Here is a 14,359-nt window from a genome sequence, read left to right on the forward strand (position 1 = left end):
TTAAAACCTAGTTATTCAAGCCAATCAAGAGAGGCATTGCAAAACCCTAACTTGGTTTTGCAATGCCTTCTTTGTTTGACGCTCGCTATAATAATTCTACTCTACACCTAAACTTATGAGTTGAAAAATGTAATTCATCAGCCAATTTTGCCAGTTCATTGCTTGCTGACAACATTTCATCCATGGTAGATGCTTGTTCTTCACTAAAGAACTGATCAAATGGAAAACTTTCTAATTGCCGCTTGAAGTTCCTCTGCCATTTTGGATAACGCTTGGCTAGATGAGGCGATTTCTTCTATAGCTGCCGATTGCTCTTCTGTCGCCGCTGATACAGTCTGTGCCTGCCCAGCACTATTCCGACTTTCCTTGTCAATTTCCTTCACAGCACTTACAACCTGTTGACTGCCATGATGTACCTCATTTATGGTAGCAGATATTTGATGAATTTGTTCGGATATTTCTCGAATCATTTTGAGTATTTCGCGAAAACTTCTTCCAGCCACATCTACGACATCTGTACCTATATCAACTTCTTTTTTGCTCTCTTTCATAAAAGCAACCGCATTATTGGTTTTCTGTTGAACTTCACCAATTAAGTTAGCAATTTGTTTTGCTGCTCCATTTGATTGTTCAGCCAGTTCACGAACTTCATCTGCAACAACTGCAAACCCCCTTCCGATTTCTCCTGCTCTTGCCGCCTCAATTGCCGCATTTAATGCCAAAAGGTTTGTTTGCCCAGCAATATTCGATATAGCCCCAACAATCTGACCAATTTGTTTTGATTTTTCCTCTAATTCGCCGATTACATTAGCGGTGGCATTAGTTTTTTGCTCAATAACGCTCATTTGATTTATCACTTGCTCTACTGCTTGTCCACCGTCATTTGCCACCTTTTCTGTTCTTTTTGCTGAATCGGATACTGTCATAGCACTTTCAGTAACTTGATTAATCTTATTAGACATTTGTCCGACAATTTCCGTTGTAGAATTCACCAGACTCTGCTGTTTTTCCGCTCCTTGTGCTACTTCCGTAATCGAACCGGCAACTTGGTTGGCAACCTGAGCGGATTGTTCTGCACTTGCGGTAAGTTCTTCAGAAGAAGCAGATACCGTCTCTATCGATTGAGTGACTTGCCTTACTAATTCGCGTAAATTTTTAGCCATATCATTAAAAGCCTTACTTATTTGACCGATCTCATCTTTTGAAATTGCATTGAATTCCTTAACTGCTAAATTACCGGCAGAGATTTTTTGTACCTCCAGAATCATAGCTTTAAGTGGATTAACAATTAACTTGGCAGTAAAACTCCCCAATACAGAAGCAACCAAAACCGAAAATACTGTAATAATTAGCATGATATGATTGGCAAATTCACTGACCTCTTTAGCTTCTTCTTCATTATAGTAAACTAAATCAGATAGTAAAATATTTACCGCACTAATATGTGGCGAAGCATTTCTGATAGAAGTAATGTAAGCTTCATTCAGTTGCTGTTCAGATAGCAATTTTACTATTGTCTCCCAGTTGGTTTTATAAATTTGCAGTTCCTCTTTGGCCCTATTATATTTCTCAGCCTCATATTCACTCATATTCTTTTTTTCGTATTTTTCTAATAAGAGATCGGCATCATTTATTCTCTGCGTCATTTCTAACTGTAAATTAAAAGCACGAGCTTTACTTGTATTAGGATGGATAATCTCCATATTTAGTGCTTCCACCGCTCGCAAATCACTTCGCACTTCGTTTAGCCAGACTACTGGAAGCAATTGTTCTTGATATAGGTCATTCATACCGTAATAAGCTACACAACCAACCACCATCAGTAATAATACCATTACTGACACAAGCCCGATAATTTTAACCTTTGTTGGCAGATCTTGGAACCATTGTAAATTGGTGTTGACTACTTGTTTTACTTTGGAACTATGTAAATGCATCAGAGCAAACTCCTTTTTTTCCTATTGGATTATAAATAAATATGTATACATCTTAAATAGACAAAGGTACTAATGATTAATTAGTAACAATATCCTCTTTGTTTAGATATCCACTGTAAACTAACATCTGCATAATATTCGATTTATCTACAAAATCCGGTGGCAAGAGAATGGATGGAACATCCATTTTGTTATTATTGACTTTGCCATTAGTAGTTGGAACTTGTCCTTTAGCGAGTTTAATAGCAGCAGAAAATGCAGTTTTACCCAGTTCTCTAGTATCCTTAAAAACGGTCATATTTTGCGTTCCGGCAATAATCCGTTTTACGGCCGCAGTTTCAGCATCTTGTCCGCTTATCGGCACCTTGCCTGCCATGCCATGAGCCGCCAAAATCCCTATAACTCCACCTGCAGTTTCATCGTTTGGAGCAAGTACTGCCTGGATATTGTTATTTTGGGCAGCTAATGCAACTACTATATGTTTTGCAGCCTCTTCATGTGAATAGTCTTTACATGCCTGATCGTATACGATTTGAATTCTCCCTTTGTCAACTAGTGGCTTAATAATTTTCATTGCACCTGCTTTATACAATTTGGCATTATTGTCGTTAGGATCACCGGAGAGTATTACATAATTACCGCTAGGCGCCTTATCCACTAAGTATTGTGCTTGTAGCTCACCAACTTTTTCATTGTCAAAGGATAAATATAAATCCACATCGCTGTCTATGATTAGCCCGTCATACGCGATTACCCTTATGCCGGCGGCATGTGCTTTTGACACAATTGCGGCACTTGCTTTAGCGTCACATGGCGCCAAAATAATAACCTTGACATTTTGTTTAATTAACTCATCACATTGCAATGCTTGTTTTACACTGTCATCACCGGCGACCTGCACAAGCAACTCAATACCAAGTTTTTTTGCTTCGGCCTCAATAGCCTCTTTATCTTTGTTCCATCTTTCCACATCTTTTGGTAAAGATACTCCAATTTTTACTTTATTATCATCGAAATGGCCGTTTATTGTCTTATTGCTTTTACAGCCGATAAACATAGATACTATTATACTAATCATTAAAATAAAGGTACAAATTTTTACTATCTTCTTCATTACTTGCCTCCTAAAATAGCTCTAATTAATTGCAATGATGTCATTTAGCCTGGTGACTAATTTGGCCATTCAGTAACAGTAGCCAGCATGTAGTCCATTTTAAGTTATATTATTTACAACTGGTACAACCATGCCCACAGAAAGTTGTCCTGTTGTCTTTGAAGGTACCTGATGGGAAATAAAGGCCTTCTTTGTTTGCATAACCTCTTCGCTTTCTTGTATATTTACTCATATTCAATGAAAATACAATTCCCCAGGCAGCCGGAGCATTCACACTATCGCAAATACTGCCACCCCGCCTAGGGAATGATTTACTAAGAAACAACGAATAACTTCGATTGTAATACCATTTTATATTTCAGATGATTTCACAGAACGGCTTTCTTTCAAAGGCTTGTTGACAGCCATTGAAACTTTAGATCTTAGCCTTTCCTATACAGTTTGTCTCTGTAATGCCATTACTATTTGAGCTGTCTGTATCTACTTTGACTTTTGAACTACCTTTTTTGGTCTTAATATCAAACCAAACAGCAGCACCCAAAATTAAACCTTTCACTATATACTGCCAATATGCATCTAAGTTCATCATACTCATACCGTTGTCGATAGTAGCCATAATTAAAGCTCCTAAAATCGCACCAACTACTTTACCAACACCACCTGTCATACTCGTCCCGCCAATAACCGCCGCAGCTATCGCGTCCAATTCAAGGTTTAAACCCGCCTCTGGCGTTCCTGCATTGAGACGCGCTGCTAATATTAAACCAGCTACTGCGGCCAGCAATCCGTTTAGAGCATATACGAAGGCAATATTTCTTTCAACATTTATTCCAGAATATTTTGCCGCATCAATATTGCCGCCAATGGCGTAAACCCTGCGCCCAAATGTTGTTTTCTCAGCGATAAATGTTACTATGATAACAAGCACTAACATGATTAGAACAGGAATAGGAATACCTCTATAACTGTTCAGTATTGCCACGGTAGCCACAACCAGTGCGCTGTAAACAATGCAACGCACTATCATCTTATTCAAAGGTTCATTTAAATTATTGTATTTTTCTTTAGTTTTGCGCCTTACAATTTCGCTGCCAACTAAAAACACTATAGCAACTACAGCAATAACAGGACTAATCACTTCACTTAAATACGATTGCCCAAAATAAACCATTGACTTTTGCAACGGTGCGACGGTAGTGCCATGTGTAATACCAAGAACCCCACCTCTAAACACAAGCATGCCGCCAAGTGTTATGATAAAAGCTGGTACCCCTGTATAGGCTATCAGGCTACCTTCAAGAAGACCAATTAAAGCTCCAAGAGAAAGGCATATAAAAATTACCTCTGTCGTACTCATACCATGCCATACTTGAAGCGCGGCACCAATACAGCCAACAAAACCCATAACTGACCCTACTGAAAGGTCAATTCCCCCTGTAACGATTACCAATACCATACCTGTCCCCATTATTCCTACAATAGCCATCTGACGGACAAGATTTGATATATTTCTTGATGTGATAAAGGAACCGTCCATATCCGTAAAACCCTTGCTCGTTAAATACGTAAATCCAATCCACATAAGTATTAGCGCAGCGATCATTGTATAAGTTCTTATATCGAATTTTTCTGCGCTAAACAGCTTTTGCCCACTTGAAGCTTTTTTCAACATAATTAACCCGCCCTTCCTGCCGACGCATGCATCAGTCTTTCCTGAGTAGCTTCACAAACATCAAATTCTCCAGTCACCATGCCATTACTCATCGTTATTATCCGATCGCTCATACCTAATATTTCTTCCATCTCCGAAGAAATCATAATGATTGTCACACCTTCATCTACCAGCTGATTCATAATCTTGTAGATCTCATATTTTGCGCCAACATCAATACCACGTGTGGGTTCATCCAGTATCATAACTTTAGGTCCCATCATCAAGCCCTTAGAAATAACAACTTTTTGCTGATTACCACCGCTCAACGTATTGACTAAAGCCTCAACACTGGGAGTTTTGATTTTAAGATCTTGAATATATTTATTTGCCTCAGAGACTGCTTGATCGTTGTTTATCACCCCAAGGCTGGATACTTTATCAAAGGAAGACAAAATAACATTTTCTTTAATACTCATAATAAGATTGAGCCCTAGCTTTTTCCTGTCTTCACTTAATAGAAACAGTCCGCTTTTTAAAGCATCTATGGGGCTTTTAATATCAACTTTCTTACCGTCAATGTAAACTTCACCTACGGCCGGTGCATTAAAAGCGCCATAAATCGCTGTAAACAATTCCGTCCTTCCAGCTCCAACCAGACCGATAATGCCTAGTATTTCACCCCGATAAGCTTTAATATTTACACCCTTTAGTAACATCCTTCCAGGAATATCCGGATGATGTACGCTGTAATGTCTAATTTCAAAAGAAACGTCGCCTCTAGTATGTGGCACTCTTGGAAACATATTTTTAAGTTCACGACCCACCATTAACGTTATCATGGTATCCTTGCTCATGTTTATTTTTTCACGGGTTTCTATCGTCTGACCATCTCTTAGGACCGTAATTGTATCACAAATTCTCATTACTTCATCAAGCTTATGAGATATATAAATACATGTAACACCTTTTTTTCTTAGACCATCAAGAATATTTAAAAGAATTTCAGCCTCAGCTTCTGACAACGCAGCAGTAGGCTCATCTAAAATCAACAGTTGTGCATTCGTAGATAGAGCTTTCGCAATTTCAACAAGTTGTTTATGACCAATCCCAAGATTTTTGATCTTATCATTGGGATTTACACAAACTCCTGAATCAGATTCTAAGCCTATTTCTTTAAGTAATTTTGCTGTCCTTTTGAACATCTCGTCAAAATTGACAATGCCATATTTACTCGGTTTACTATTTAAAAAAATATTTTCGGAAATACTAAGTTCGGGCACTAGGTTTAACTCCTGATGAATGCAAGCAATACCAGCATCCTCAACAGTTTTAATGGAATGAAACTGCTTCTCCTCTCCATGTAAAATAATCTGGCCTCCATATGAACCATAAGGGTATACGCCGCATAAAATCTTTATTAGTGTAGATTTTCCTGCGCCATTTTCACCAACCAGAGCATGTATTTCTCCTTTTTTGACATTAAGGCTCACATTACTTAACGCTTTAACCCCTGGAAACTCTTTAGTTATATTTTTCATCTGTAATAAATATTCTTGCACCCTTACACCTCCTAATCAAAGACAACATAAAACAAATATGCTGATATTGGAAAGCATATTGATGGTGTATAGAAGAAAACTAAACTCTATACACCGTCAATATCTTAAGAAATTAATATTTGAAAAATCAGACTATTTTATATGCTAGGCCATTTATCTTTAGGAACATTTTTGTAGACTTCTTCTACTTTTTGGAATTTATCTTGTTTGATAAGAATCTCATCTATATTATTTTTATCAATGGCGATAACATCAACAGAAAAACTATCAACATCCTTAGTTTTATTATTCAGTTTTGTCCACTGACCCAGCTTCGAATCAACTGCAGTCTTAGCATCTTTGCCGGTAGCAAGAGCAACAGCAACATCCATAGCCACTTGATTCAGTTTGGCAATAGGCTTATAAACAGTTCCTGTCTGAATACCTTCAACAATTCTCTGACAGGCAGCAAGGTCAGCATCCTGACCAGCGATTGGTACCTTTCCTGCAAGTCCTTGCGCAGCCATAGCCTGAATAGCTCCGCCAGCAGTACCATCATTCGATGCTATAATACCCTGAACATTATTTTGTGCTGCAGTAAGACCGTTTTCTACATGTTTGAGAGCCTCATTAGGATCCCATCCTTTACACCACTGTTCAAGAATTATCTTTATATCCCCCTTATCTATATAAGGTTGAAGTACATTCCTCTGGCCCTGTGCAACTAAGTGAGCATTATTATCTTCAGGACCGCCCTTCAACCAAATATAGTTGCCTTTTGGAGCCTTTTCCACAACGAATTTAGCTTCAACTTCACCAACTTTTACAGAATCAAAGGTAATATAATAATCAAGATCAGCGTTCATGATAAACCTGTCATAAGAAACAACCGGAATTTTAGCTTCATGAGCTGCGTTAACAATGGGAGCAGCAGCATCTGCATTAATGGACTGGATGACAAGAACATCAATACCCTGATTTATAAGGTTTTCGCACTGGGAAACCTGTTTTTGGGCATCGTCCTCTGCCGACTGGACAAGCACCTGGAATCCCTTATCTTTTGCATAAGTCTTAAACATATCAATTTCACGCTGCCAACGCTCCTGCTTAAGTGTACCAACTGAAACACCTATTTTAATATCCTTGATGTCTTTGGCTACTTTACTTCCTGAAGAGTTTGTGGAAGAACCGGTGTCTTTGCTACATCCAGCAGCAACAAAAACCATTACCAAAACTAGTAATAATGCCGAGATCTTTTTCATGATTTTCAATTAATAGCCCCCTCTAATTTTTTTATTATTCTATATCCGGCGTGACCGGATACAAAGAATAACCAAAATATTACCTTTTTAACTGACATTAAACTGACATTAAATTAAATAAATTATCAGGGAGGGAAATTTCTTTACAGACTGTCTCCTTTTCATTTCCATTTATACCTTTATCATAGATTTATTTCGCATAATTTTCTATATAATTGTTGTTTTCTTATAATTCTTTTAATTCACTCAATTCTTTTAATTCACACATTATTTGATATACATTGAAAATTTATGTTAATTTTCTTTTTTATAGTTTCTATACAATCTTGCGATTTATGTTTTTACGCTGTAAGAATCTACCGTCAAATCTGTTATTCCAGTCAAGCAGCAAAGAAGATTGTACTATTCGTCGTAAGGAGCTATTCCTAAAAGCTTTCAACGTACAAAAGCCAAGAGACCAGTTCCAAAGAACCAGTCTCTTGGTCTATATGCGCTTTAATGTCCATTGAAATTGTGGAAGATCGTCAGATAATACATCGTGAATCTTGCGATTATTTTTTTTCTTTGGTATATGAATTACGATATTTGCTGGGAGGCATACCCACGTATTTCGTAAAGAGAATATTAAAATGATTTGGATTATCATAACCAACGATATTGGCAATTTGTGTAACGGAGTATCGTGTAGTAATCAGCAGAGTCTGTGATTCACCAATGCGGCGGCGCATAATGTACCTCATGGGAGAATAGCCGATTGTATCTTTAAATACATGAGCCAGATAATATGAATTGATATGCATTGCATCACTGATGGATTGCAGCGTAAGCGGTTCATCGTAATGAGTGTCAATATATTGCTTGATACGAATGCCAAGTAATTCATAGGTGCTTTTTTTCTTAGCCGGGTCTTCGATTTCAGTTTTGTGGATGATTTGCATTAACAGTGCTACTAAAGAAACAGCAAGGTGAGAGCAAGTTTCTTCCATTTGCTCTATGTCCGATGCCAGCAAGAAATAAATCATACCCATCAAATTTTCCAACGTTTCAAACAATTCATTACTGTGAACAACCGGGCAAGCTGTTTTATGAATCAGACAGTTTTTATCAAATCCCGTGATCTCTACATTCGTCAATGTACAGCAATAAGTATTCAAATTTTTACTCTGTGTAGGGTCCTCATCATGCAGAACATTGCAATTACAAATGATGATATCGCCTTTTTGAATGGAGTAACGCTTTTCATCCACAATGTATACGCCACTGCCACTGCGTACTAACAGAATTTCCAGCATGTCTTCATGTTTATGCAAGATACGTGGATACACACTGTAACTAGCATCTATCTTGCTGGCCGAAAATAAACGAGGCAAGCTCCCTTTTGACAAATAGGAAGTGTAATCTGTTTTCATAAAACATTGTATCATCGTAACACCTTCCAACACTTTAAAGATTCCTATAGATTTATTTTAGCTTTATATGCAATAAAAATATAGTTTTTTATTTTTATAATCTTAAAGTATTAAAAAGTCTCCATGTCCTAAAAATCAGAATCGATCAACGGTTATCAATATCCAGCACTTTCTCCTACAACGACTACCGTTATATCTGTCACCATCGGTTTTTTTCTCATTACCGAGTATACTCTGCAAATTCTAGTTTTAGCTTGACAATTCATACAGGAACCTGTTCTCGTACAGGGATTTGGCATGTCAAGCCTTTTATTATTCATGGGTGCAGCAATACTTTCTAATCTTTCAAAAGCAGCTTTTTCATCTCTGCATATTTTATCTGTGCTAACGACTATCACTACTTTTTTAGGACCAAAAGTCATGGCACTTACCCGATTTCCCATTCCGTCTATATTGACCAGCAAACCATCTAAGGTAATTGCATTGCTGCTGCATAAGAATAAGTCACTTACCAATTCTTCCCGTGCAGTAGCGATCTTCTCTTCCATAGTCAGGCCTGCTGCACCATGATCGATCACCTTTCCGCCAGCAGCCTTTATCTGCTCTTGAATTGCCATGCTGTCGATTGTCATTGATCCGCCAAACCCCACCGTAGTCCCTGGTTTTACATGTTCCATAATAAAAGCTGCTGCCTCTTTTATCGTTGCAAAATATACGGCGTCGAACTCATTTTTCAGTAAAGCATCCACCGCTTTTTTCCCGATTGCTTCGTTATGCCAACTTTTTACTGCCAATTCCGATTCCCCCTAAAATTAATTTATTGCTGAGTGATTTTATTTTTCTCTTTAAATATACTCTTACATTTATAATAATAGATACTAAAGTTTAAATCAGCAAGTAGGCACTTAATTGTTTTATAGTATCCAATTTTATACTAAACTACTTCCCCACAGTCCGTTATAACCGTTGACATGGAGCCGTTGGCGGCCTCTCTTCAGCCAGAACATGCAAGGATAATCCCATTGTAAACAGGGATAAGAATAGACACAACGTAAAACAAATATATCGTTTCTTCAAGTGAAGCACCATCCTTTCATTCTTGTATTAGGTACAAATCGTATTTTTTCGCACAAACAATGCCAATATCAAACCGATAACAGACAAAATCAGAAAAACCATGAAATTCTGCTGGGTTCCAAAGGCAATCGACTGAGCGATACCATCTGTCGTCATATTGGAAAATCCTTGGGAATATTTTACACTGTTCATCGTTAAAATACTTGAGGCAAGTGCGGTTCCCACAGCGCCGGCCACTTGCTGCAATGTGCCCATAATGGCAGCTCCATCTGCATAGTATTCCTGGGAAAGCTGATTGAGACTATTGGTTTGCGCCGGCATTGCCAGCATAGAAGCACCAAACATGAAAACAGTATAGATAATGGTTAATTCGACGAATGTAATCGACACAAATGAAAAAAGAAGCAGGGTAATACTTAGCAGCAAGAAGCCTGTGGAAAGTAAAAGTCTGGGACCATGTGTATCGTAAAACTTGCCGGTAAGCGGAGACATGATCCCATTTACGGCCGCACCGGGCAGCATTGCCAAAGCTGCTGCAATGCTGGAATATCCTAATGATTTTTGTATATACAATGGCAGCACAAAGCCTGCCGCCAAGACACTCATCATGCTGATCATGACAATACATGCACCTATGGTAAACATGGAATTGGAAAATACACGCACCTGAATCAACGGCTTAGTCAATCGTAGCTGCCTATACGCGAATGCAGCCAGACTAAGCCCTCCCATCATAATATAGCCAAATACGGCAGGACTGCTCCAGCCTACGTCAGCGGATATACTCACTCCATAGACAATCCCCACAAAAGCAATAGTGGACAAAAGAACAGAGAGATAATCAACCGTTATTTTGTCTTTCGAATGAATGTCAGGAATATAGCTGCTGCCCATCATGAAGGAGACCACAAGTATTGGCAGCATACTGATAAAAATCCAGTGCCAGTTTATCCATTCAATAATAAACCCGCCAAAAGTAGGACCCAATGCAGGTGCAAAACTAGTGACAAGTCCAACGATTCCCATACATTTGCCTCGCTTAGCAATCGGAATTTTTTCTAAAATGATGTTCATCATTAATGGAAAGGAAATACTGGTTCCTATTGCCTGAACAATTCTTCCGAGGAACAGCATTTCAAAATTCAGTGTAAAGGCGCAAAGAAGTGTTCCAAAGGTAAAAATGGTGACTGCTGCCTGAAATAATCCTTTTGTCCGAAAATGCTTCACAAATAGTGGTGAAAGCGGCAGCAGGATGGATAACGTCAACAGATACCCTGTAGTCAGCCATTGAATGACAACTGCTGATACGCCAAATTCATTCATTAATAAAGCATAGGCAATATTTAATGCTGTTTCTGAGAGAATGCCGATAAAGGTAACAATCGCAATGGATACAACAGCGATCATTATATTACGCTCAGGCACGTGAGATTCTGTTGTCATTTCCATACCTTTACTCTTAGAATCCATCACTTTTTTTCTCCGATACCTCTTTCATCGATTGATAAATAAATTCTACCGTCTCTATCATGGAGAGGTATTTTCCCTGATCAAATTCAGAAAAATAATCCGCCAGCTTTGCATGATAATCTAAAACATACTTTTGTACACATTCTTTGCCAAAGGAGGTAGGTTCCACCAGTACAATTCTTTTATCATCATCAGCCATTGTTTTTTTTACCGTTCCTATATCAACTAGTTCGTTTATCAGCTTTGTAATGCTAGGCTTGGTAATCTGCATAGCCATACTTACATCAGTGACCCGAACGCTCCCGTTTTGATTGTACTTTTTATAAATCACATCCAGTACACGAATATGACTAGGTTTCATATCCTTAGGTAGTTCCGGCATACACTCTAGTGCTTTTTTCGCAAGCCACAACGCCTCTAATATTGGAATGACCATATCATCCTTAGCCATGCTATCCCTCTTTTCCTAATATTATAAATAGTTACCTATAGTAATTATTATATATAACTAAGTGTAATTTATCAAGTACTTATTAGGTATCAGGTCTTTGCGGAGACTGACTGCTGCAGCTACTAGAAAATAAAAGGCTCCATAGAGACTTACTCTCTACGGAGCCTTTTATCTTGTTTAGCATCTGCTCAAGACTTCTTCGATGTATGAGTCACAATCCAAACTGTAAAAGCATCTATAAACTTTTGCAAGAATTCCTGAGTTCTCTCATCTCTTAAAGTGCCCTTTTCATCAAGGAGTGTTGCGACATTTGCAATATAGGACTCGGGCATCGGCATAACGGGAACATTCAGAACGACAAGCGCTTGTCTCAAGTGATGATTTGCGCCAAAGCCGCCTAATCCGCCTGGGGATACACTGACCACTGCACCGGGTTTACCATTCCATACATTTTCACTATAGGGCCGCGATCCTATATCAATGGCATTCTTTATTACTGCAGGAACTGACCGATTATACTCGGGCGTTACAAAAAGAACCGCATCGTATTTTTTCATGCTGTCACGAAAAGCTGTCCAAGATGCAGGAGGAGTGCCTTCATCATCAAAATCTTGATTATACATGGAAAGTTCGTCGATCTCGACCTCCTCCATCTCAAAAGATGAAGGCAGCATCCTTGTCAATGCCTTGGCTATCTTCCTGCTAAATGAGTCCTTGCGAAGACTCCCTATAATGACCCCTATTTTCTTCGTCACGGTGTAAACCTCCCTTAAATTAAGTGTTGCTTATAGTAATACTTGATTTGATAAGATATTCCTTTATTAATAGGCTTGATTTCATTCCGGTGAATTAGAATGGGAAACAACTGTTTTCTTTTGAATGAACAGTGCTATGATGCCGCCGCATAAGCACAAGAATGCGATAGTATGAAAAACGTCCTGAAAGGACAGGATTGTCGCTTGTTTAGCCACCATTTGACTTAAGATTGCTTTTAGCATGACATATTGCTGAGGCAATAGTCCTTGCCCCGTTAGCCATCCATGAGCGGCTTCAGATAACATCGTACTATCCATTCCTTGATTTCCCCACAATCCACGCAGCAATTTAAATAGTTCTTGCGAGGAATGAGTCGCCGCATTTAAGTATTCTTTTAATATTGCGGTATGATAAATTTCCCGTCGAGTCAGCAGTGTCTCTGCAAAGACCACACCAATACTGCCGCCAATAATTTTCGCCAGATTAAATATTCCGGAACCAACCCCTATTTTGTCTCTCGGCAGCGATCCAATGGCACAGTTACTCAATGGTGACATGGTAAAACCAAGCCCCATGCCAAACAATGTAAGCCTAAAAAAGAAATCACGTGCCGAATAATCAGGACTGATTGTGTCAAGTGAATATAACGCACCCGAAATCATTAAAATTCCGACGAAGGCCGGGAGACGAGAGCCAAAACAGTCGGCTAACCGTCCTCCAATCGGAGCAAAAATAACCATGGTTGCCGTCATCGGGAGCATTACTAATCCTGCAGTAGTAGAACTATAATCCAGAATCGACTTCAGAAAAAACGGCATTAAAAACATGCCGCCATAAAATGCCACGAAGGAAATAAAGCCTACCAGATTGGCAATCGTAAAATTGATATTACGGAATAAATCAACCTCAATCATCGGATTTGCGACTTTTAGTTCAAAAGCAACAAATAAGACAGCAGAAGCAAAACTCAAGTAAAACAACAGCACGATATAAAGAGAATCCCAACCTTCTTTTTGTCCTTGATTTAGAGCAATCAAAAGGGAGCTGATGCTGCTAATTAAGAGAGCTGCGCCAAAATAATCAATTTTTGTTGCCAAATTGCGCTTTGATTTCGGTATAACGGCAAGGGCATAGCCGATGCTAATGATACAAAAAGGTATCACCGAAAAAAAGATGGATCGCCAATCAAAATTTTCGATTAAATACCCACCGATTGTCGGCCCCATTGCGCTCCCTGCGGCAGCCATTGCACTCCATATTCCTAAAGCAGCCCCCCGCTCGTGAGCATCGAAAGTCGCTGCAACAATCGCCATGGCATTAGGCAGCAGCATACCCGCTCCCACTCCCTGTACAATGCGAAAAAAGAGCATGCCCACTGAATTGGTTGCAATGCCACACAAAAAAGACGCAATTGTGAATATAATAAGTCCAATAATATAGACCTTCTTTGCCCCAAACTGATCTCCTAACTTACCAGTTAAAGGAAGTGTTGAACCATACGGCAGCATGTATGCTAATGAAACCCATACAACAGAATCCATGTTGAAATTCAATGCTGCCATTATATTCGGCAGCGCAATGTTCACACAGCTGCTCACATAAGCACTCAATATAGTTCCCAAGCAAACTGCACATAGAATAGCATATTTCTTAAACATCGAGCAACTACCTTCCTTTTTGAAAAAACAAAA

The 14,359-nt window shown here is 38.8% G+C and carries 11 protein-coding genes; all 11 read right to left on the reverse strand.

Annotated elements, in window-relative coordinates:
• Nucleotides 1-215: 215 nt before the first annotated feature.
• Nucleotides 216-1,937, reverse strand: a complete 1,722-nt coding sequence (locus FR7_RS15975) for a methyl-accepting chemotaxis protein (RefSeq protein WP_007933249.1) — start codon at nt 1,935-1,937, stop codon at nt 216-218.
• Nucleotides 1,938-2,013: 76 nt separating this feature from the next.
• The gene (locus FR7_RS15980) at nt 2,014-3,051 is read right to left on the reverse strand and encodes a sugar ABC transporter substrate-binding protein (protein ID WP_007933250.1); all 1,038 of its coding nucleotides are present in this window, start codon (nt 3,049-3,051) and stop codon (nt 2,014-2,016) included.
• A 415-nt stretch (nt 3,052-3,466) separates the two neighbouring features.
• The gene (locus FR7_RS15985) at nt 3,467-4,723 is read right to left on the reverse strand and encodes a sugar ABC transporter permease (RefSeq protein WP_007933251.1); all 1,257 of its coding nucleotides are present in this window, start codon (nt 4,721-4,723) and stop codon (nt 3,467-3,469) included.
• Nucleotides 4,724-4,725: 2 nt separating this feature from the next.
• Nucleotides 4,726-6,264 carry a sugar ABC transporter ATP-binding protein gene (locus FR7_RS15990; protein ID WP_007933252.1) on the reverse strand — a complete coding sequence of 513 codons (1,539 nt, stop codon included), beginning with the start codon at nt 6,262-6,264 and terminating at the stop codon, nt 4,726-4,728.
• Nucleotides 6,265-6,401: 137 nt separating this feature from the next.
• Complete coding sequence (locus tag FR7_RS15995; RefSeq protein ID WP_237714840.1) at nt 6,402-7,505, reverse strand: sugar ABC transporter substrate-binding protein; 1,104 nt, start codon at nt 7,503-7,505, stop codon at nt 6,402-6,404.
• A gap of 551 nt (nt 7,506-8,056) precedes the next feature.
• Nucleotides 8,057-8,914 (reverse strand): helix-turn-helix domain-containing protein, encoded by an 858-nt coding sequence (locus tag FR7_RS16000; RefSeq protein WP_237769539.1) that lies wholly within the window; start codon nt 8,912-8,914, stop codon nt 8,057-8,059.
• A 155-nt stretch (nt 8,915-9,069) separates the two neighbouring features.
• Nucleotides 9,070-9,708 (reverse strand): lactate utilization protein, encoded by a 639-nt coding sequence (locus FR7_RS16005; protein ID WP_007933255.1) that lies wholly within the window; start codon nt 9,706-9,708, stop codon nt 9,070-9,072.
• A 310-nt stretch (nt 9,709-10,018) separates the two neighbouring features.
• Nucleotides 10,019-11,461, reverse strand: coding sequence for a DHA2 family efflux MFS transporter permease subunit (locus tag FR7_RS16010; RefSeq protein WP_007933257.1), 1,443 nt, complete (start codon nt 11,459-11,461; stop codon nt 10,019-10,021).
• Complete coding sequence (locus FR7_RS16015) at nt 11,451-11,912, reverse strand: MarR family transcriptional regulator (protein WP_007933258.1); 462 nt, start codon at nt 11,910-11,912, stop codon at nt 11,451-11,453. The genes FR7_RS16010 and FR7_RS16015 overlap by 11 nt, the downstream gene beginning before the upstream one ends.
• 188 nt (nt 11,913-12,100) lie before the next feature.
• Nucleotides 12,101-12,667, reverse strand: coding sequence for an NADPH-dependent FMN reductase (locus FR7_RS16020; protein ID WP_007933259.1), 567 nt, complete (start codon nt 12,665-12,667; stop codon nt 12,101-12,103).
• An 81-nt stretch (nt 12,668-12,748) separates the two neighbouring features.
• Nucleotides 12,749-14,326 (reverse strand): DHA2 family efflux MFS transporter permease subunit, encoded by a 1,578-nt coding sequence (locus FR7_RS16025; RefSeq protein ID WP_017531584.1) that lies wholly within the window; start codon nt 14,324-14,326, stop codon nt 12,749-12,751.
• Nucleotides 14,327-14,359 lie beyond the last annotated feature (33 nt).

The sequence above is a fragment of the Pelosinus fermentans DSM 17108 genome (genome assembly GCF_000271485.2).
In the GTDB taxonomy this organism is placed as follows: Bacteria; Bacillota; Negativicutes; order DSM-13327; family DSM-13327; genus Pelosinus; species Pelosinus fermentans.

Bases quoted from the DNA above. Each gene is read 5' to 3' on its own strand.
- FR7_RS16000 (WP_237769539.1), bottom strand. From the start codon at position 8,914: ATGAAAACAGATTACACTTCCTATTTGTCAAAAGGGAGCTTGCCTCGT.
- FR7_RS15995 (WP_237714840.1), bottom strand. From the start codon at position 7,505: ATGAAAAAGATCTCGGCATTATTACTAGTTTTGGTAATGGTTTTTGTT.
- FR7_RS16015 (WP_007933258.1), bottom strand. From the start codon at position 11,912: ATGGCTAAGGATGATATGGTCATTCCAATATTAGAGGCGTTGTGGCTT.
- FR7_RS15980 (WP_007933250.1), bottom strand. From the start codon at position 3,051: ATGAAGAAGATAGTAAAAATTTGTACCTTTATTTTAATGATTAGTATA.
- FR7_RS15985 (WP_007933251.1), bottom strand. From the start codon at position 4,723: ATGTTGAAAAAAGCTTCAAGTGGGCAAAAGCTGTTTAGCGCAGAAAAA.
- FR7_RS15975 (WP_007933249.1), bottom strand. From the start codon at position 1,937: ATGCATTTACATAGTTCCAAAGTAAAACAAGTAGTCAACACCAATTTA.
- FR7_RS16010 (WP_007933257.1), bottom strand. From the start codon at position 11,461: ATGGATTCTAAGAGTAAAGGTATGGAAATGACAACAGAATCTCACGTG.
- FR7_RS16025 (WP_017531584.1), bottom strand. From the start codon at position 14,326: ATGTTTAAGAAATATGCTATTCTATGTGCAGTTTGCTTGGGAACTATA.